General features: G+C 67.8%; 12 protein-coding genes and 1 pseudogene. 7 read left to right on the top strand and 6 right to left on the bottom strand.

Features of this window, described 5'->3' with window-relative positions:
- Positions 1 to 197 precede the first annotated feature (197 nt).
- The 4 genes and pseudogenes from F7R02_RS04505 to F7R02_RS04520 form a co-directional block, all read right to left on the bottom strand.
- On the bottom strand, positions 198 to 1820 hold the full coding sequence (locus F7R02_RS04505; protein ID WP_078590400.1) for an NAD(P)/FAD-dependent oxidoreductase: 1623 nt from the start codon (positions 1818 to 1820) through the stop codon (positions 198 to 200).
- Positions 1817 to 2638 carry a glycosyltransferase family 2 protein gene (locus F7R02_RS04510; protein WP_003487328.1) on the bottom strand — a complete coding sequence of 274 codons (822 nt, stop codon included), beginning with the start codon at positions 2636 to 2638 and terminating at the stop codon, positions 1817 to 1819. The genes F7R02_RS04505 and F7R02_RS04510 overlap by 4 nt, the downstream gene beginning before the upstream one ends.
- A pseudogene (locus tag F7R02_RS04515) lies at positions 2635 to 3407 on the bottom strand (beta-ketoacyl synthase chain length factor). The gene F7R02_RS04510 and the pseudogene F7R02_RS04515 overlap by 4 nt, the downstream one beginning before the upstream one ends.
- Entirely contained in the window at positions 3407 to 4606 is a 1200-nt protein-coding gene (locus tag F7R02_RS04520) for a beta-ketoacyl-[acyl-carrier-protein] synthase family protein (protein ID WP_078590401.1), read from the bottom strand. The pseudogene F7R02_RS04515 and the gene F7R02_RS04520 overlap by 1 nt, the downstream one beginning before the upstream one ends.
- A 218-nt stretch (positions 4607 to 4824) precedes the next feature.
- Between F7R02_RS04520 and F7R02_RS04525 the strand changes: the two genes are divergently transcribed.
- From F7R02_RS04525 to zwf, 5 genes are all read left to right on the top strand, one after another.
- Complete coding sequence (locus tag F7R02_RS04525) at positions 4825 to 5085, top strand: YcgL domain-containing protein (protein ID WP_005914803.1); 261 nt, start codon at positions 4825 to 4827, stop codon at positions 5083 to 5085.
- Positions 5078 to 8398: an ankyrin repeat domain-containing protein gene (locus F7R02_RS04530; protein ID WP_078590402.1), complete on the top strand. Its 3321-nt coding sequence runs from the start codon at positions 5078 to 5080 to the stop codon at positions 8396 to 8398. Before F7R02_RS04525 ends, F7R02_RS04530 begins: the two co-directional genes overlap by 8 nt.
- A 26-nt stretch (positions 8399 to 8424) precedes the next feature.
- Positions 8425 to 8754 carry a low molecular weight protein tyrosine phosphatase family protein gene (locus F7R02_RS04535; protein WP_078590403.1) on the top strand — a complete coding sequence of 110 codons (330 nt, stop codon included), beginning with the start codon at positions 8425 to 8427 and terminating at the stop codon, positions 8752 to 8754.
- Between the two features lie 63 nt (positions 8755 to 8817).
- Positions 8818 to 10617 (top strand): glycoside hydrolase family 15 protein, encoded by a 1800-nt coding sequence (locus tag F7R02_RS04540; RefSeq protein WP_078590404.1) that lies wholly within the window; start codon positions 8818 to 8820, stop codon positions 10615 to 10617.
- On the top strand, positions 10614 to 12428 hold the full coding sequence (zwf, locus tag F7R02_RS04545) for a glucose-6-phosphate dehydrogenase (protein WP_167520966.1): 1815 nt from the start codon (positions 10614 to 10616) through the stop codon (positions 12426 to 12428). Before F7R02_RS04540 ends, zwf begins: the two co-directional genes overlap by 4 nt.
- A gap of 324 nt (positions 12429 to 12752) precedes the next feature.
- Here zwf and F7R02_RS04550 read toward each other — a convergent pair whose 3' ends face one another.
- Together F7R02_RS04550 and F7R02_RS04555 are read right to left on the bottom strand one after the other, a co-directional pair.
- The gene (locus F7R02_RS04550; RefSeq protein ID WP_078590406.1) at positions 12753 to 14564 is read right to left on the bottom strand and encodes a monovalent cation:proton antiporter-2 (CPA2) family protein; all 1812 of its coding nucleotides are present in this window, start codon (positions 14562 to 14564) and stop codon (positions 12753 to 12755) included.
- A gap of 218 nt (positions 14565 to 14782) precedes the next feature.
- Complete coding sequence (locus tag F7R02_RS04555) at positions 14783 to 15610, bottom strand: carbonic anhydrase (protein WP_078590407.1); 828 nt, start codon at positions 15608 to 15610, stop codon at positions 14783 to 14785.
- A gap of 611 nt (positions 15611 to 16221) precedes the next feature.
- Here F7R02_RS04555 and mgtE point away from each other — a divergent pair.
- Both mgtE and F7R02_RS04565 read left to right on the top strand, forming a co-directional pair.
- Positions 16222 to 17589: a magnesium transporter gene (gene mgtE, locus F7R02_RS04560; RefSeq protein WP_008575115.1), complete on the top strand. Its 1368-nt coding sequence runs from the start codon at positions 16222 to 16224 to the stop codon at positions 17587 to 17589.
- A gap of 115 nt (positions 17590 to 17704) precedes the next feature.
- Positions 17705 to 20413, top strand: a complete 2709-nt coding sequence (locus F7R02_RS04565; protein WP_078590409.1) for a bifunctional acetate--CoA ligase family protein/GNAT family N-acetyltransferase — start codon at positions 17705 to 17707, stop codon at positions 20411 to 20413.
- The last annotated feature ends 12 nt before the right edge of the window (positions 20414 to 20425 follow it).

A 20425-nucleotide genomic window follows, 5' to 3' on the forward strand; every position in this document is an offset into this window, starting at 1 on the left:
CGCGCCGGGTCTGCTTGCGCTTGCCCAGGCCCTCAGCGTCACCGAACGTCAGCTGCATAGATGATCCTCTACATGATGAGGCGGGTAGTGTCGCGTATCTGTGGTGCGTTGTTCAGAGCTTCCTTAGTTCGTAAGCGACGGAGTTTACAAGCGCGCATCGAGCAACATTCGTTGCACATCGACGAGTTCGCGACACCTCACGCCGCGTCGGCGTACCAGGTCGCGGTAAGAATCGCCTCGCCGTTGGCGCCGGCAGTCAATGACTCCAGGCCGTAGTCGGGCAGGTCCGGGTAGCGTTGACGTGCCTGTTGCAAGATCTCGCGCGCCAGTACCGCCATCTGCGCGACATTGCCGTGGATGCGTGTGACAAACGCATCATCGTCGAGCGTGTCGTTCAAGGCGCCATTGAGTTCGTTGAACCAGCCGATCAGGTATTGGTCCAGCAGCCGTCCGCTGCCGGCCGCGATGCCCTGGGCGGCATTGCGCACGCCCCATGCATGCAGTACCTGCTGCATTGCCAGGTTCATGTCGCGCGCGTGCAGGAAGTCGTTCTTCATGCGCGAGAGCAGACTGAGATGGGCGATGCGCCCGCTGCAGAACAGCGGCGCCAGCAACGACCAATAATAGGTGTAATCCCAGATCACCTTGACCGGCATGACCTGCTCGTCGCCGAACAGCGCGTACTGATCCTGATACAGCGTCAGCGTGTTTTCGTAGAACGAGAAATACAGCTGCTGGTACAGCTCCACGTACGGGCTGAGCGACTTGCCGGCGCGGTCGCGGCCGATCAATTCGCAGATGTAGGTATTGGAGATGGCGATGAAGTCGCTGCCGGGCGAATAGAACGGGTCCAGGAATACGCCTGCCTCGCCGGTCAGTGCCCAGCGCTGCGACGAGAACACCTGCTTGCAGCCATAGGAGAAGTTGCGCAGGAACAGAAAGTCCTGCAGCCGGTAATCGGCTTGGTCGAGCGTGGCGGCCACCTGCGGCTGATGCGTGCGCAGCCAGGTCATCGCCTTCTCGTGGGTGTTCATGCTCTCCAGCGGATGCAGGTCCGCATCGCAGACGATGCCCAGCGAATGCGCACCAGAGGACAGCGGAATCAGCCAGAACCAGTAGCCCGGCCCGCACATGTGATTGGTCGAACGCCAGCGGTCCGGCGGCGTGCAGCGTTGCAGCCAGCTGCTGTCCTGCGACCAGCCGTTGGGGTCGATCAGGCCTTCCACACGCCACCACACGGCATTGGCGTTGTGCTCGTTGTCCTGCGCCAGGCCGAGCTTGCGCTTGAGCAGGCCGGCGCGTCCGCTGGCATCCACCACCCAGCGCGCACCCAGCGTGCCCGGCGTGCCATCGCGTTCGAAGCGCACGGCGTGGTCGGTGTCGTCTTCGGACAGGTCCACGCCCTTGACGCTGCAGCTGTCGAAGAAGGCGATGCCCTGTGCACGCGCACGCTCGCCCAGAAAGTTTTCGAAGCGGCCGCGGTCGATCTGCCAGGACGGCGTGGGCAGGATCTTGCTCACGCCCAGTTCGGTGCAGCGGTCGATGTCGTGGCGTTGGTCGGAGAAGAAGAAGCGAAACCCGAACTTGCGGATCTGCTCGGACTCCAGATGCTCGCGCAGGCCCAGTACGTCGGCAAAATAATGTGCGCCGATTTCCACCGTGGATTCGCCGACCTTGAACGCGGCTTCGCGGACCGGATGCGCGCGCCGTTCCAGCACGGTGATGGCAAGCTCCGGATCGCGCTGCTTCAGTTGCAAGGCCAGGCTCAGGCCGGCCGGGCCACCCCCGGTGATCACGACATCGGCGCGCTGTGCATTCATGAGGAGTGATTGCTCTTGGTGACCGCAGGGACAGTAGCAAATTCGCCATCGGGATCGTCAACGATCACCGGGTTGGCGCGCACGCGGCGATATTCGCGCCACACATGGCCGTATGCCCACACCTGTTTGACCACGTGCGAGGTGATATTCCACAGGTCGCGAACCAGCCGGAAATGGCTCTTGCGGAAGGTGCCAGGCGAGGTACCGGCGTAGCGGGTTTCGATCGGCACGGCGACTACGCGCGCGCCGGCCTGGCGCGCGGCCGAAATCAGCAGCTGCGCTTCGAACACGAAGCCCTCGCCGGGCACGTTGGGCAGGGTGAACACCGAGGCCGGATACAACCGTTGGCCGCTTTGGCTGTCGATCAAGCGGAAGCCGCACCCCCAGGCAATGCCCCAGTCGCCGAAATCGTTGCCGATGCGGCGGATGGTGGGCTGGGTGGCGCGCTTGCGCATGCGCGCACCGATGATCACGCAGCCCGGGTGGCGGTTGGCGGCGGCCAGCAGGCGCGGGAAATCGGCCGCCTTGTGCTGGCCGTCGCCGTCCATGGTCATCACCGCGCGCATGCCAAGACGCTGTGCTTGCGCAAAGCCACTGCGCAGTGCCGCGCCCTTGCCCATGCGCTGCGGGTGACGGATCAGCGTCACCGGCATGCCGGCGATGCACTCGGCGGTGCCGTCGTCGGAGCCGTCGTCGATCACGATGACGTGAGAGCAATAGGTCAGCGCGTCGGTGACCACTTCGCGGATGCGCAGCGCCTCGTTCAAGGCCGGCACCAGGATGGCGGTGTCCTCGCGGCTCAGCGGTTGCCGGCTCATAGCCGGACCTCCACGCGCAGCACCCGGCCCGGTGCGGCATACAGCGCCACGCTGCCGCCATTGCCGGCCAACAGGTCCAGCAGCGGCAGCATCGGCGCCATTGCATTGCCGGCGATGTGGCGCGACAGCGCGCCATCGCCGGGCGAGGGAGCGCCGTCGTCCAGATGTGCGTGCAGCTGCGGCTTGCCGGCCTGGCCGGGCGTGCCCAGCACCAATGCGCTACCCAGCAGCCCCAGGCTGGGGGCGACACGCCCTAGCGGCCCGACCGAACGGGCGTCGTAGCTGGCCAGCAGCACGGCCTGCGCGCCGGCAGCGCGCTGCACCAGCGCTTCCAGCAGGCCCTGCGCGAAGCTACCCAGGCTGGCGCTCATCGCCGTGGCCGGGGTCATCGCGCCGGCGCCGATGGTCCAGTAGCCGGCTGCGGCGTTGTGTACCGAGTTGTGGAACTTCGTTGGCGAAATCGCCAACGGGTCGCTGGCCAGCGTGGTGCACATATAGTCGGAGATGGCCAGATCGCCGTAAGTAGAGGTAAAGATCGACGGCAGGCTGGCCGGATCGCGGCCGGCGGCGCCACAGGCGGCCAGCGCAGCTTCCAGCGACACGGCCACCGTGTCCGGCGCGCGGCGGACACGGTGGCGGCCAGCAGCTGCGGCGCCGGGCGGGCGGGGGTTTCCTGCAGCGCGCCGCCGCGTGCGAAGGCGCTGGCAGCGTCCCAGTTGGGCAGCCCTTGGGTCCAGAAGCCGATCCCTTCGATGGTCGCGGCCAGCATCAGCGGGCCCGCCCGAACAGCAGCGAACAGTTGTTGCCGCCAAAACCGAAAGAGTTGTTCATGGCGTAGTCGATGCGGGCATGGGCGTTGTCGAAGCGGATTTGCGGGCCACAGGCCGGGTCGGGGATATCGCTGTTGAGCGTGCCGGGCAGCACGTCGTCGCGCAGCGCGAGCAGTGCGATCACCGATTCGACGATGCCCGCCGCACCCAGGGTGTGGCCGGTCCAGGCCTTGGTCGAACTGGCGTGCAAGGTGCCGGGGAAGATCGCTGCCACGGCGGCGGCTTCCACGCTGTCGTTGGCCGGCGTGGCGGTGCCGTGCAGATTCAGATAGCCCACTGCGGCCGGCTCCAGACCGGCGCGGTCGAGCGCACCGCGCATCGCCAGCTGCGCGCCCAGCCCTTGCGGATGCGGCGCCGACATATGGTGCGCGTCGCTGGATTCGCCGTAGCCGTACAGCCACAGCGCGGCATCCGGTGCGGCGGCCGGGCGTTCGAGCAGCGCAAAGCCGCCGGCCTCGCCCAGGCTCAGGCCGACCCGGCGTGCGTCGAACGGCTGGCACATCTCCGGCGCCACCACCTGCAGCGAGTTGAAGCCGAACAGCACGCTGCCGCACAGGGTGTCCACGCCGCCGACCAGCGCCGCGTCGATCACATCGGCCTCCATCAGCCGCGCCGCCTGGGCGAACACCTTGGCGCTGGACGAACAGGCCGTGGCCACGGTCACGCACGGGCCACGCAGGCCGGTGGCGTGCTGCACGAAGTCGCCCAGCGAATGCGGGGTGTGCACGATCGGGCGATTCAGATCCTCGGGGAAGCGCGCGCCGTCGGCGTCGTCGACCAGCCGCGTATACGCTTCTTCGCTGGCGCCGATGCTGGAGGTGGAGGTGCCGATGATCACCGCCACCCGCTCGGCGCCGTAGCGCTGCGCGGCGGCCTGCACGGCCTGCGCCATCCCGTCCTGCTGCAGGGCCAGCCAGGCCAGGCGGTTGTTGCGGCAATCCCACGCGTGCAGAGAATCGGGCAGCACAACCTCTTCAACGCCATCGACGCGCCCGACCCAGCAGGGCAGCAGCGGTTGCGGGCCGAAATCGTTGCGACGCAGGCCGCTGCGTCGGGCGGTCAACGCGGCGGCCTGGGCGGCAAGCCCGGCACCGAGTGCGGTGGTGGAAGTGAACGCGGTGACGGCAACCGGGGCCATCTGGGACGAATGCTGCGCTTGGCTCACGATGGTCTGGCTGGCAAAAAGTGCGGTCAGTATATCGATGGCGCGCGTGGGTCCCGTGGACGGCGCAACTGAACGTCACCGTCATGTCGCTGACGCGGCTGGGATTTTTCGCACAGGCCGCGCTTTCGCCGTCGCCGCAATTGCGACACAATCGACGCGACACATCTCTCTTCGAGCGCGACCACGCGCGCATGCACGCCTACGTCTATAAAAGCCAACGCAAGCAGGACACCTTCGTCTATCTCGCCACACGTGACGATTTCTCCGGTCTTCCTGCCGCCGTGCAGGCGCAGCTGGCGCCGTTGACGTTCGTGCTGGATGTGGCGTTGACGCCGGAGCGCCGGCTGGCGCAGGCCGATGCGGCCACGGTGCGCGAGGCGCTGGGCAAGCACGGCTTCTATCTGCAATTGCCCAAGACCATCGTGCTCGCAGGCGAGTGCGACCATGACTGAGCCTGTGCGTGGCGCACGGATGCGCGCCGCAACGCTGGCCGGTGCGGCTGGCGTGGTGCTCTGCCTGCTCGGTGGCATTGGCGGCGTGGTTGCTGCGCTGAGCTTGTGGCTGGCGCAGCCGGCGTTCGCGCTGGCGGTGTCGTGGGCACGTGGGACGCGCGCAGTGCCGGGCCAGCCGCGCGCGGTCGCGCAGGCGCTGCCGCCGTTGCTGGCCATCTGGGGCGTGGGCCTGCTGGCACTGGCTGCGCTGATCAGCTGGCCGCTGACCGCCCTGCGCGACAGCGGCAGCCTGGCTGCCGCGCTGGCGCTGAGCGTCGCAATCAGCGCTGCCTTGCTAGGGCTGTGGCGGACTTGGCCGTTGTGGGGCGAGGTGGAACGCGACGGTGGTGCGCTGGCGCCACGCTGGCAGGCATTGGCCGCGCAGGAACTGCATGCCTGGCGCGGCCTGCTGGCGGCTGCACTGGTGCTGGCGGTGTGCACCCTGGCCGTGGTGCTGGCCTGGCCGGGCTGGTTGTCCGGCGGCCTGCGCTGGGGCTTGGCGGTGGCTGCCGGTGTGCTGCTGCCGGTGGCCCATCTGCTGCTGCAACGCACCGCCGCACCCATGCGCAGCGATGCGCCGCATACGCGCCAGGCCGCCGATTTCTTCTCCGAAGCCGCCGCCGAACCGCGCCCGCTGGAACCGGTGGCCCGGCATCAGCTGGTGCCCGAACTCTTCGAGGCCGCGCGCAGTGGCCGGGTGGACCGCGCGCTGCAATTGCTCGAGGCCGGTGCCGACCCGCAGGCGTTGCCGCTGCCGGAATGGCGCGATCAACGCAGCCTGCCGGCGCTGGCGGCCGTACTGCCGGATCTGCGCCTGCTGCGTGAGTTGATCGTGCGCCGCGTCGACGTCAATCAACCGCATCGCGGCATGACCCCCTTGCTGGCCGCCACCCGCGACAGCTGGCACGGCCGCCCGGATGCGGTGATGACCTTGCTGGCCAATGGCGCCGACCCGCGCGCCAGCGACAACGACGGCAACACCCCCTTGCATCACGCCGTGCGCAGTTCCGACCCGGGCGTGGCCGCGCTGTTGCGCGATGCCGCCGCCGAGCTCGACGCGCTCAACAACGAAGGCCATTCGCCGTTGGCGATGGCCTGCCAAGTCGGCAACTGGCGGCTGGCCAAATTCTTGCTGGAGCGCGGCGCGCAGTCCGAACCGGAGGGCGGCGCCCCGGTGCTGCTGGCGGCAGCCGGTACCGAAGAAGACGACCCGGCCGGCGTGCAGTTGCTGCTCAAGCACAAGGCGCGTGTGGATGCGCGCGATCGCCAGCGTCGCCGCGCGCTGCACGAAGCCGCGCTGGCCGGCCACGGCGACATCGTCGAGGCGCTGTTGTCGGCCGGAGCGAATCTGGAAGCGCGTGATCTGCTGGGCCGCACGCCGTGGCTGGATGCCGCGCGCCAGGCACGCAGCGCCGTGCTCGAACGCCTGGTCGCGCGCAAGGCCGATGTGCTGGCCATCGATGGCGACGGCCGCAACGCGTTGATGCTGGCCTGCGCCGCCGACAATGTGTCGCCGGCGCTGATCCGCCGCCTGCTGGACCTGCAGGTACCTGCCGACAGCGTGGATGCGCACGGTCGCCGCGCGGTGGATGTGGCCGCCGAGGCCGGACGTTGGGCGATCGTGCAACTGCTCGATCCCGCTTACCCGTTGCCGGCCGCGGTCAGCGACGCGCAGGGCGACACGCCTGGCGTTGCCGTGCTGCCCGATCGCCCGCCGCTGGTGCTGCTGCGCGAAGGCCTGCAGCTCGGGCAGCGCGACGGTCTGGTCGCGCTGGCGCGGCTATGCGCCCCGGACGAACTGGGCGGCCTGCTGCACGACGCGCATCTGGCCTTGAACGCCGAGGCGGTCGACTGGCTGCTGCGCCATGGCGCCGACGCCGAAGTGCGCGACGCCTGCGGCGATGTCCCGATGTTTGCGCTGCTCTCGCGCGGCGTGGAGGCGGTACCGGCGCTGCAGGCGTTGCTGCGGCATGGCGTCTCGCCGGCAGGCGCCGGTGGCCTGACCCGGCTGCTGAGTGCCTGCGTGCAGCACGATGCGGCATCGCGCGGGCTGGAACAGTTCGCGCTGGAACTGCTCGAACGCGGCGCCGACCCCTTCGCTCCGTCGGCCGCCGGCGATCCGCCGTTGTCGCTGGCGGTGCGGCTGGGCTGGCTGCGTCTGCAGCACTGGTTGCTGGAACATGGCGTGGACCGCGAGGCGCGCGACAGCCACGGCATGACCGCCCTGCATCTGGCCACCGCACTGGGCCGCGACGCCTCGCTGAAACTGCTGGTCAAGCAGGGCGCCTCGCCGGAAGCGCGCGCTGCCGACGGGCAGACCCCACTGGGCGTGGCGCTGTCGATCGGCCGCCGCGATCTGGCCGACTGGCTGGATTGGCGCATCTGGTCGCTGCCGCGCCGCACGCTGCGCGAAGCGGATGTGCCGGCCGCTGCGATGACCGGCGATACCGATGCGGTGCGTCGCCTGATCGATCTCGGCCTCGCCGTCGACGCCATCGACGCCCAAGGCTGCACCGCGCTGCTGCGTGCGGCCGGTGGTGGCCATCTTGGCGTGGTGACGCACCTGCTCGGCCGCGGCGCCGATCCGCAGCGCGCGGCCAATAGCGGCGCCACGCCGTTGTCGGCGGCGGTGAGCATGCGGCAGACCGAGATCGTGGCCGCACTGCTGCACGCCGGTGCGCAGATCGAGCACCGCCTGCCGGGCGGGGTCACCGTGCTGATGCTGGCCTGCGCGCTGGGCCTGCCGGACATCGTGGCGCGCCTGCTCACTGCCGCGGCCGACGTGCACGCCACCGACAATCAGGGGCTGGCGCCGCTGCATTGCGCGGCGTTGTACGGCTTTACCGCGCGCGACAAGAACCGCCTGCTGGCTCTGCTGGACACCTTGCTGCTGGCCGGCGCCGACCCGGACTACCTGGCCGGTGGCCGGGTCAGCCCGTTGCTGCTGTTGCTGGGCGCGCGTGCCGAACCGGGTACCTCCTGCGACGAGCAGGTGGTGCTGGCCGGCGTCGAACGCCTGCTCGACGAAGATGTCTCGCTGGACGTGGCCGACCAGCGCGGCTTCGGCCCGCTGCATCTGGCTGCACTGCACGGCCTGCCGCTGCTGGTGCAGCGCCTGTTGCGGGCCGGCGCCGATGCCGACCGCCGCGATGCGCTCAACCGCACCCCACGCGAGATCGCCATCATGCGCGGCTTCATCGATGTGGCCGGCCAATTCGAACCGGCGTTGCCGGGCGTCTCTTCGATGGCGCGCTTCCTGCGCGAAGGCCGCTGAGCCAGCGCGGCGGGTAACCGCTGCGGGTGCTGTTCGTGTGCAGCCGTAACCGCCTTCGCAGCCCCACCGCCGAGCGCGTGCTCGCCGACTGGCCCGGCGTGCAGGCGCAATCGGCCGGGCTGGCTGCAGATGCCGGCGTGCAGGTCACCCCGGAGTTGTTGCAGGAAGCGCAGGTGGTGCTGGTGACGGAACGCCCCCATCTGCAGTTGCTGCGTCAACGCTTCGCCGCGCACCTGCGCCATTGCCGGGTGATCTGTCTGCACATTCCCGACGACGATGCATACATGGATCCGGCCCTGGTACGCCGCCTGGAACACACGGTGCCACCGCTGCTGGGTCTACCGGCGCAGTCGTAACCTGATCCCGACACGGCCCATGCAAGACTGCGCGTTCTTTCGCCGGAAGGAAGCGCCCACCCAATGAGCGTGCGTATCGAGGATCACGCCATGCTGGGCAACTGCCACAGCGCGGCCCTGGTCGACCACCGCGGCACCATCGGCTGGCTGTGCCTGCCACGCTTCGATTCCGATGCGGTGTTCGCTGCGTTGCTGGGCGATCAACAACACGGGCAATGGGCGTTGTCGCCGGCCGCCGACTTCCGTACCGAGCGCGCCTACCAGGACGATAGTCTGGTGCTGTGCACGCGCATGATCACCGACAGCGGCACGGTGGAACTGATCGACTTCATGGTCGCCAGCGAAAACGGCGAAGTCCATCAGCATCTGGTGCGTATCGTGGGCTGCGTGCAGGGCAGCGTGCCCATGCACATGCGCCTGACCTTCCGCTTCAACTACGGCCGCACCGTGCCATGGGTGACGCGTATCGTCGACGGTATCCGCGCCATCGCCGGCCCCGATCAACTGGCCTTGCGTTCGCCGCAGACGCTGCGCGGCCAGGACATGGGCACCGAAACCGACTTCACCCTGCGCGAAGGGCAAAGCACCTGGTTCCTGCTCAGCCACGGCGCATCCCATCAAGCCACACCGCCTTTGATCGACGCCGAACAGGCACTGCAACGCACCACCGCGTTCTGGCACGGCTGGGCGCGCCGCTGTACCGATGTCGGGCCATGGACCGAGCAGGTGCGCCGCTCGCTGGTGGTGCTGAAGGGGCTGAGTTATCTGCCCACCGGCGGCATCGTCGCCGCGCCCACTGCCTCGTTGCCGGAGCATCTGGGCGGCACCCGTAACTGGGACTATCGCTACTGCTGGCTGCGCGATTCGGTGTTCACGCTGATCGCGTTGTTGCAAGCCGGGTACCGCGACGAAGCGGCGGCATTTCGCGATTGGGTCCAACGCACCATTGCCGGTTCGCCGGATCAATTGCAGGCACTGTACGGCATTGCCGGCGAACGCCGCTTGCAGGAATGGGAAGCGCACTGGTTGCCCGGCTATGAACATTCCGGCCCGGTGCGCATCGGCAACGGCGCGGTGGATCAGTTCCAGCTCGATGTGTATGGCGAGTTGATCGGTGCGTTTCATTACGCACGCGAAAAGGGCGTGGGCCTGCCGTCGGACGATGACGGTTCGTCTGCATCGCTGCTGGAAAAGATTCTGGAAACGCTGGAAACCCTCTGGCGCGAACCTGACGAAGGCATCTGGGAAATCCGCGACGAGCGCCGCCACTTCGTGCATTCCAAGGTGATGGCCTGGCTGGCCTTCGACTGCGGCGCGCGCGACGGCATCACCAACGCAGATGCTGAAAAACGCGCGCACTGGGGCCGCATTGCCGAAGAAATCCGCGCGCAAGTGCTGGAAAAAGGCGTGCACCCGGACGGCCACTTCGTGCAGAGCTATGGCTCGGATCGGCTGGATGCCTCGCTGCTGCTGATTCCCATCGTGGGCTTTCTGCCGCCGGACGATCCGCGCATCGCCGCAACTGTCGATGCGATCGCGCGCGATCTGACCATCGACGGGTTGGTCGAGCGCTATCGCGCCGACGACAGCGCCGACGGCCTGCCGGCCGGCGAAGGCACCTTCCTGGCCTGCAGTTTCTGGCTGGTGGAAAATTATGCCTTGATCGGCCGCACCGACCAGGCGCGTGCGCTGCTCGAACGCCTGCTCGGGCTGTGCAACGACGTGGGCCTGCTCGCCGAAGAATACGATCCGCGCAGCAAACGCATGCTCGGCAACTTCCCGCAAGGGTATTCCCACGTGGCCCTGGTCAATGCGGCACTGCGCCTGCATGGACGCATGGGCGAAAAGGAAACGCATCCATGAGTGAGCAAGCAACCACACCGCCGTGCATCATCGTGGTGTTCGGCGCACGCGGCGATCTGACCAAGCGCCTGGTCATGCCGGCGCTGTACAACCTGCGCCGTTCCGGTGCGCTGGGCGATGATTTCGCCATTGTCGGCATGGACCATGGCGACATCAGCGAGCGTGCGTGGCGGACCAACATGGGGCAGTCGATGACGCAGCTGCTCAGCAGCCGCGATGCCGAATTCCAGACCGACGAATTCGACACCGCCACCTGGGACTGGCTGCGCGAACGCATGCATTACCTGCGCGGGGACTTCACCGATCAGGGAGCCTATCGATCGCTGGGTGGCGTGCTGGACAAGCTGCACAAGCGCTACGGCACGCAGGGCAATGTGCTGTTCTATCTGGCCACCGCCGCGCGCTTCTTCGAGCCGGTATTGCTCAACCTGGGCGAGGCTGGCCTGGTCAAGCAGCGCGAAGGCGAAGGCTGGCGCCGGGTCATCGTGGAAAAACCCTTCGGCCACGATCTGCCCAGCGCCCAGCACCTCAATGCCACGGTCGCCAAGGTGCTGCACGAGGATCAGGTGTTCCGCATCGATCATTTCCTGGGCAAGGAAACCGTGCAGAACATTCTCGCGTTCCGCTTCGCCAATGGCTTGTTCGAACCGGTGTGGAACCGCGACCGCATCGACCATGTGCAGATCACCGCGGCCGAAACCATCGGAGTGGAAGGGCGCGGACGGTTCTACGACCCCACCGGCTGCCTGCGCGACATGGTGCCGAACCATCTGTTCCAGCTGCTGGCGATGATTGCGATGGAGCCGCCAGCGGCCTTCACCACCGAGGCGATGCATCGCCGTCGCGCCGAAGTGATCGAAGCGGTGCGCCCGATCAAACCCGAAGACGTGGTGCGCGGGCAATACGCCTCCGGTGCGGTCAATCGCAATGCGGTGCCGGGTTATCGCGAAGAAGACACCGTGCCCGACGATTCGGACACCGAAACCTATGTGGCGATGAAGCTACAGGTGGACACCTGGCGCTGGGCCGGCGTGCCGTTCTACCTGCGCACCGGTAAGCGCCTGCGCGAACGCACGACCGAGATCGCCATTCGCTTCAAGCCGGCACCGCTGGCGCCGTTCCGCAGCACCGAGGTGGGCGGCTACGGCCCCGACTGGCTGGTGCTGCATATCCAGCCGGACGAGGGCATCTCGCTGCAGTTCGACGTCAAGCGCCCGGGCGCGCAGGTGGCACTGGCACCGGTGCGCATGGACTTCCGTTACCGCGACTGGTTCCCCAAGGAATACACGGTGGGCTACGAGCGCCTGCTGCAGGACTGCATGAACGGCGAAGCCGGCTTGTTCCAGGATGCGGCCATGGTGGAAGGCGCATGGCGCATCGTGCAACCGATCCTGGATGCATGGAAGCAACCCCCAAGCGACTTCCCCAATTACGCCGCCGGCAGCGCCGGCCCTTCGGCTGCCGATGCACTACTGGCAATGAATGGCGGACACGCCTGGCGCGCACTCACCCCAGGGCGCAAGCCGCCACCGCGCCGGCCGCCGGAAGCGCGTGCTGGCGCTGCCGCGCCGATTAAGAAAACCACCGGCAAATCTGCCAAGAAGGCCGTCAAGGCGCCAGCCAAACGCGCATCTGCGGCTTCAGCAAGACCATCGCAGGATGCGGCTACGTCGCCTAGCAGCGCGGCCAGGAAGGCCGTGAGCAAACGCGTAACCGGCAAGGTCGCAAAGGCCGCCGGCAAAACCGCGGCAGGCAAGGGCGCAGCGAAGAAGTCGGCCAGCAAGACCGTGGCGCGCACGCCACGCCGCTGACCGAGGCGAGCGGCCTACAGCCGCCGCAGCGCCACGTAGGAGCGTGCCTGCGCGCGACGTGCTTTGCCGGTAACGCCCGAGGCGCGCGCAGGCACGCTCCTACGAACAGCGCGCCGATTATGTGTGGTTGGTGGGGGCTCGCCATCCGCATCGGATTATGATTTTGAGCAATCGAACGATCGCGTGCAGGTCGTCGCCGAGGCAACGACTGCGTCGTTACCGCTGACGACCGGTGCACCACATCCGCGTAGGAGCGTGCCCGCGCGCGACGGGACTCTGCCGGTAAACACCTGGTCGCGCGCAGGCGCGCTCCTACGGAAGAGCTCAACGTTCCCGCAGGGTGGGTGCAGGTTCCCCATCCACATCCGCCCTGACGTCGGCTTCGAACAGGTTCATCAGGTCGGCACGTGCATCGCGCGAGGTCTGGATGACCTTGGCTTCGTCGTCGTAGACCAGGTGCTGGCGGCGCAGCAGGTCTTCGTCGTGCTGGCGGAAGCGTTTGACGTGATCGTGTGCGAGGGCTTCGCCCAGGCCGAGCGAGGTGAGTACGCGCTCGCTCAGCTCCAGGCTGGAGGCGAATACCTCGCGGAACGGTTCTGCGCCCAGGTCCATCAATTTCCAGGTGTGTTGGCGGTTGCGTGCACGCGCCAGCACGGTGGCTTGCGGGTACAGGCGACGGATCAGTCGCACCGTCTTGATGTTGGTTTCCGGGTCGTCCACCGCGATCACGAACACCTTGATGCGCTCGGCACCGGCAGCGCGCAGCAGCTCGGGGCGGGTGGGATCGCCGTAATAGAGTTGGCTGCCGAACCGACGCAGGTCTTCCACCGTGTCGGGGTTGTGTTCCAGCGCCACGAACGGCACATGCCGTGCGGTGAGCAGGCGCGCGACCACCTGGCCGAAGCGGCCCATGCCGGCGACCAGCACCTTGGGGGTCTGCGCATCGATGGTGTCGAACGGGCGATCGGTCTTGGGTGCGCGCGCACGCAGCGGTCCGTTGAGGATGCGTTGCATGCCGAGCAGTAACAGCGGGGTCAATGCCATCGACACGCCGACGATGGCCACCAGCCGATCGTGATTGGCCGGTTCCAGCAGGCCCACGCGGTCGGCTTCGTTGAACACCACGAAGGCGAATTCGCCGCCCAGCCACAGCACGCTGCCCAGCATCAGGCTGCTGCGCAGCGGCAGCTTGGCCACGCTGCCGATGCCGACCAGCAGCGAGAACTTCACCACCAGCAATATCGCCACGCCGGCTGCGATCAACCACGGCTCGGCCACCACGCGGTGGAGATCGATCCCCATGCCCACCGAGATGAAGAACAGGCCCAGCAGCAAGCCTTCGAACGGTTCGATCTGCGATTCCAGTTCGTGGCGGAACTCCGAATCGGCCAGCAACACGCCGGCGATGAAGGCGCCCAGGCTGGCGCTCAGTCCGGCCTCCTGCATGATCCAGGCGGTGCCCAGCACCACCAGCAAGGCGCTGGCGGTGAACACTTCCGGCATGCGCGTACGCGCCACCACGTTGAACAGGTGACGCAACACAAAGCGCCCGCACACGATCACCAGCGCCAGGGCCGCCATCGCCTTGGCCACGTCCTGCCATTGGAGCATTGCGTTCTTGCTGCCGCCGAGCAACGGGATGGCCGCCAGCAACGGGATCGCAATCAAATCCTGGAACAGCAAAATGGCAAACGCCAGCCGTCCGTAGTCGCTGCTCAGCGCCTTGCGTTCGGCCAGCAATTGCAGCCCCACCGCGGTGGATGAAAGCGCCAGCGCCACGCCGACGATCAACGCGCTCTTCCAGCCCAGCTGGGCTGCCATCAACAAGCCGCCCAGGATCACCGCCGTCACCAGCACCTGGGTGGCGCCAGCGCCGAACACCGAATGGCGCATCACCTTCAGACGCGCCGGCGACAGTTCAAGCCCGATCACGAACAGCAGCATCACCACGCCGATCTCGGCCGCGCCGCTGATGCGTTCGGCATCCTGCACGACACCCGCGCCATCGGGCCCGAGCACCACGCCGGCGACCAGGTAGGCCAACACCGCGCCCAGGCCGAAGCGCTTGAACACCGGCACTGCCACGATGGCGGCCAGCATCAGCACCAAGGCCAGTTCCAGACCACCGCTATGCATGCGTACTCTCCATTGAGGCATGCATTATGCCGCGCAGGTCCGTTGGCCTGCGCGCACGCGTGTGCCATCTGCACGGCGGCGATGCGCGGCTGCGCGATGCGGCCCGGCACCTATCTGCGGCTGTGCGCGCGGATCAGTCCGGCACCGCCCGCGCCCGCACGGTCGGTGCGCAGGCGGTGCGTGACACGCCGCGCACGGTCGACACACCGCGCGAGCAATCAGTGGCTTTTAAGCAGAGAACGCCGGTCCAGCGGCTGCAGTGGGCGTGCATTGAACGGGTACACGCGTTCGAATGCGTTGATCTGCGCCTCCGAGACCTGCACCGGCTGGCTGAGCACCACCCAGTCCACCGTTTCGCTGCACGGCGGCGTGGTCAGCGAGCCTTCGTAGCGATAGAAGCTGCGTTGATTGCTCGGCGGAAGAAACGCCTCGGCGCTCACCGTCGCGTTGGCGACCTGCCGGGTCTGATCCTTGTCCTTGGGCATGGCGTCGAGCACCCGCTGGAAGGCCGTGTTGGCCTTGCCGGTTTCGAAGAAGATCGCCAGCACACCCAGCGTTCCGTCCGGGCCCTGATGCACCAGGTGCGCTTCCATCGGGAAACGACGGCCGTTCAACAGATGCTCGCTGGGGTGATGGAAGTGCAGTTGCAAGGCTTGATACTGCTTGCCGCCGGTCGCCATGCTGCCGCCATCGTGCAGATCCAGCTGGATGGAATGGCCGGTGTTGCGCACGACCAGCGGCACGGCGCTGTAGCTCAGCAGCAGCGTGCCCAGGTTGGCGTCGATGGCGCCTTTCAGATCGATGGGGCTGTTTTGCTGGCCATTGCCGCACAGCGCATTTTCCTTGGCCAGCTCGGCCCAATGCTCGGCACCTTCCGGGCCGGTATAGCCCCATTCGTGTCCGGTATGCGGCGCGGTCTCGTGCGCCTCCACCGGCTTACTTTCGGGCAGTGCGGTTTGCGCCATGCCCACCGCGCCCCAGCCGGCGGCGATGCACAGGCACAGCGGGCTGATGCGACGTAACAGAAGCAACCTGGAAGCGGGCATGCACAAACTCCGGAAGAAAAAACGCACTGCGTGGATGCGATGGCCGATGCCATGGCGGAAAAGCAACGCGCCAGGCGTTGCGGGAAGCGGACTGTAGCAATGAAGTGTGACTCTCAGCACGGCGCGGCGACAGGCGGTTGCGCGGCGCTGTCGCGGCGGCCAGCGGCGCCACGGCAACGGTGCATCGGCATCCGCCAAAACGCTGGCCCGGCAGGCGCTGGGCTTCGCCACGCATGTATCCCGGGCCTGGCCGCAACGTTGCGCACCCCCGAGCGCCGGCACGCCCCACATCGCGCCGCGCGGCTTGCGTTGGCGTCAGCCAAGCCGGCGCCACGCGGCACCCGCTGCGCACCGCTGGCCACCAACGCATCTCATCTCAATGTGCATAACACGCTCTAAGCGGCCTGCGCGCAGGGCATTGACCAAGCCGACTCAGGCGCGCAGACTGCGCCGCGCCATCGCCCGGATCACCGGTCGGTACGCACCTTTGGAGCCCTTACCCATGTCCAGCGACAGTCACCCTAGACCCGGGTCGATGACCCAGCTGGCGCGCGCCTGAGGCCCAGGTTCGCCGGCTGTCATCGACGACGGTCGTCACCAGGCGAACCACCATGTACGATCAAACCCTGCGCCTTGCCGAAGGCGTCGATGCACTGACCGCACCCCTGGCCGAACTCAACACGGCCGACGCGGTGGAATATCTCAACACCCTCGACCGCGACGACGCGGCGCAGGTGCTGGCCGCATTGCCTTTGCTGCGCGCGGTGAAATTGCTCGAACAGCCGGAGTTGCGCGATGCCAGCATGCTGGTGGCGTCGCTGCCGGCCGAGCAGGCCGCCACGCTGCTTGGCCAGATGGCTGACGACCGCGCCACCGATATCTTCCATGGCCTGGATGCCGAGCAGCGCCAGCCGCTGCTGTGGCTGCTCAGTGCCGAGGCGCGGTTGTCGATTCAGGCGCTGATGCGCTACCCGCCCAACACCGCCGGCGCGCTGATGACCACCGAGTTCGTGGCCGTGCCGTCGGACTGGACGGTGGGCCGCACCCTGCAGCACATCCGCGAAGTGGAGCGCAGCCGCGAGACCGTCTACGCGATTTATCTGCTCGACCCGCACACCCGCGTGCTGCAGCAGGTGGTGACCATGCGCCGCCTGATCACCGGCGCGTCGGAGGCGCCGATCCTGGACGTGGCGCAGGTCAATCCCCCGGTCACCGTGGACCCCGCACTGGACCAGGAAGAAGTGGCACGGCTGATCCGTCGCCACGACCTGCTGGCGATCCCGGTGGTGGATGCGCGCGGCCACGTGCTCGGCATCGTCACCGTGGACGATGTGCTCGATGCGCTCATCGCCGAATCCACCGAAGACGTGCACAAGTTCGGCGGCATGGAAGCGCTGGACAAGCCGTACATGCAGATTGGCTTCGGCCAGATGATCAAGAAGCGCGCCGGCTGGCTGAGCGTGCTGTTTCTGGGCGAAATGCTCACCGCCAGCGCGATGCAGCACTTCGAGGACGAGCTGTCCAAGGCGGTGGTGCTGACCTTGTTCATCCCGCTGATCATGAGCTCGGGCGGCAATTCCGGCTCGCAGGCCACCTCGCTGCTGATCCGCTCGCTGGCGCTGCGCGAAATCCGCCTGCGCGACTGGTGGAAAGTGGCGCTGCGCGAACTGCCCACCGGCCTGACCCTGGGCGCGATCCTGGGCGTGCTGGCGATCGTGCGCATCACCATCTGGCAGACCGCCGGCCTGTACGACTACGGCCCGCACTGGCAGATGGTGGCGCTGACCATCGGCGCGGCGCTGATCGGCATCGTCACCTTCGGTTCGCTGTCCGGCTCGATGCTGCCGTTCGTGCTGCAACGCTTCGGCTTCGACCCGGCCAGCGCCTCGGCGCCCTTCGTCGCCACGCTGGTGGATGTCACAGGCCTGGTGATCTATTTCAGCATCGCCGCGCTGATCTTGAGCGGCACGCTGTTGTAGAGGCCTCGCGCTCGGGTAATCACGGATGCATGCACGTGCGCATGCATCCGTCACCCCATGCCCTGAAACGCCAGTGCGTGTACCGTAGCGCGATGGCATTCGCGTCCCCCGTCCGATGAGTACGTACCACCTGCAGCAGGTCTTTCGTCCCAGCACCGTCGCGGTGGTGGGCGGCAGCCCGCGCGAGCGCTCGGCCGGGCGAGCGGTGGTGCGCAACCTGCGCGCGGCCGGGTTTCCCGGCCGGATCGGTTGGGTGAGCCCGCGCTATAGCGAGATCGATGGCGTGCGCACGGTGGCGCGGTTGACCGATCTGCCGTGGGTACCGGACCTGGTGGTGATCACTGCGCCGGCGCGCATCGTGCCGCGCATCGTCTCCATCGCCGCGCGGCGTGGTGTGGCGGCCGCCATCATCCTCACCGCCGGCCTGGGCAGCGGCCCCGGCTCGCCGGCCGCGCGCATGGAGTCGGCCGCGCGCGCCAAGGGCATGCGCATCCTCGGCCCACACTGCCTGGGCGTGATCGCCCCGCATGCGCGGCTCAATGCCAGCATCGCCGCGCATTGCCCGCAGGCCGGCGACCTGGCGTTGATTTCCGAATCCAGCGCCATTGCCGCCGCGCTGGTGGAGTGGGGTGTGGCGCGTTCGGTCGGGTTTTCGGCGGTGGTGTCGCTGGGCGATACGCTGGATGTGGATTTCGGCGATCTGCTCGACTACTTCGCCACCGACTACCGTACTCGCGCGATCCTGCTGTACGTCGAACGCATCGGCGATGCGCGCAAGTTCATGTCGGCCGCACGTGCCGCCGCGCGCGCCAAGCCCGTCGTGGTGGTCAAATCCGGCCGCCAGTACCGCATCAATCCCAATGCCGACACCCACGCGCAGGCGCTGGCCGGTTCGGACGCGGTGTACGGCGCGGCGTTCGCACGCGCCGGGTTGTTGCGGGTGGGCGCGCTGGACGAGCTGTTCGCCGCCGCCGAAACGCTGGGCCGGCTCGGCAGTTTCCCGGGCCGGCGCCTGGCCATTTTGAGCAACGGCGGCGGGGTGGGGCAGCTGGCGGTGGACCAGCTGGTGCTGCGCGGCGGCACCCTGGCCGAGTTGTCGCCCAAGACGCTGGAAAAACTCGATCAATCGCTGCCGGAAGGCTGGTCGCGCAGCAACCCGGTCGACATCATTGTCGACGCCGACGGCGCGCGCTATGCCGCAGCGATCGAAGCGCTGCTGGACGATCCGGAAAACGACGCGCTGCTGGTGGTCAATGTGCCCACCGCGTTCACCTCCTCGGCCGATGCGGCCAAGGCGTTGACCCGCGCGCTGGACCAGCGCAACCGCTACCAGCGCGACAAACCGGTGTTTGCGGTGTGGCTGGGCCAGGACGATGCGGCGATCGCCGCGCTCAACGCCGCACGCGTGCCCACCTATGCCACCGAATCGGACGCAGTGCGTGGCTTCACCCACCTGGTGCGCTACCGCGAGGCGCAGGCGGCGCTGATGGAAACCCCGCCCAGCCTGCCGGAAGACTTCGTCGTGGATGCCGGCATCGCGCGCACGCTGGTGGAAGAGGCGCTGGCGGCCGGCCGGCGCTGGCTGGATCCGGTCGCCACCAACCGCCTGCTGGCCGCCTACGGCATCCCGGTCGTACCGCTGCAGGTGGCCGCCAGCGCCAACGAGGCCGCATTGCTGGCCGACCCGTTGCTGGCCGTCGGCCGCACCGTGACATTGAAAGTGTTGTCCAGCGAGATCGCGCATAAGTCCGACGTGGATGGCGTGCGCCTGAACCTGTCCAGTGTGGCGGCGGTGCGCGAAGCGGCCACCGGCATCCTGGCGCGTGCGCGCGCCGCGCATCCCCATGCAGTGATCGAAGGGGTGATCGTGCAGCCCACGGTGCTGCGGCCCAAGGCGCGCGAACTGATCGCCGGCATCGCCGACGACCCGGTGTTCGGCCCGGCGATCGTGTTCGGGCGCGGCGGCACCGCAGTGGAAGTCATCAACGACCGCGAGCTGGCCCTGCCGCCGCTGGATCTGCGCCTGGCCCACGAACTGATCGGCCGCACCCGCGTCTCGCGCATCCTCAAGGCCTACCGCGACGTGCCGGCCGCCGACGAGCGTGCGGTGGCGCTGGTGCTGGTCAAGCTGGCGCAGCTGGCCGCCGACATCCCCGAAATCACCGAGCTGGACATCAACCCGCTGCTGGCCGACCGCGATGGGGTGATTGCGCTGGACGCCCGCGTGGCGGTGGCGCCGGCGCGCAAGCTGCACAAGGGCCGCGGCCATCCGCGCTTTGCGATCTTCCCGTACCCCAAGGAATGGGAGCGCCAGATCGGCCTGGGCGATGGCACCCATGCGCTGGTGCGCCCGGTGCGCCCGGAAGACGACGCGCTGTTCCGCGCCTTCTTCGCCCGCGTCACCGACGAAGACCTGCGCCTGCGCTTCTTCCAGTCGGTCAAGCATTTCAGCCATGAATTCATTGCCCGGCTGACCCAGCTTGATTACGCCCGCTCCATCGCGCTGGTGGCCATCGACCCCAAGACCGGCGACATGCTCGGCGCGGTGCGCCTGCACGCCGATGCCGATTACCAGCGCGGCGAGTACGGCATCCTGATCCGCTCGGACCTCAAGGGCCACGGCATCGGCTGGCAGCTGATGCGCATCATGATCGAGTACGCGCGCTGGCTGGGCCTCAAACAGATCGAAGGCCAGGTGCTGCGCGAGAACCGCACCATGCTGGCGATGTGCCAGAGCCTGGGCTTTGGCGTGCGCCCGGATCCGGACGATGCGACCCTGATGGCGGTGACACTCCCTATAATGGGCGAGCCGCGCCCGGCCTGACGTTGCGTCACG

It is taken from the genome of Xanthomonas cissicola, assembly GCF_008801575.1.
In the GTDB taxonomy this organism is placed as follows: domain Bacteria; phylum Pseudomonadota; class Gammaproteobacteria; order Xanthomonadales; family Xanthomonadaceae; genus Xanthomonas; species Xanthomonas cissicola.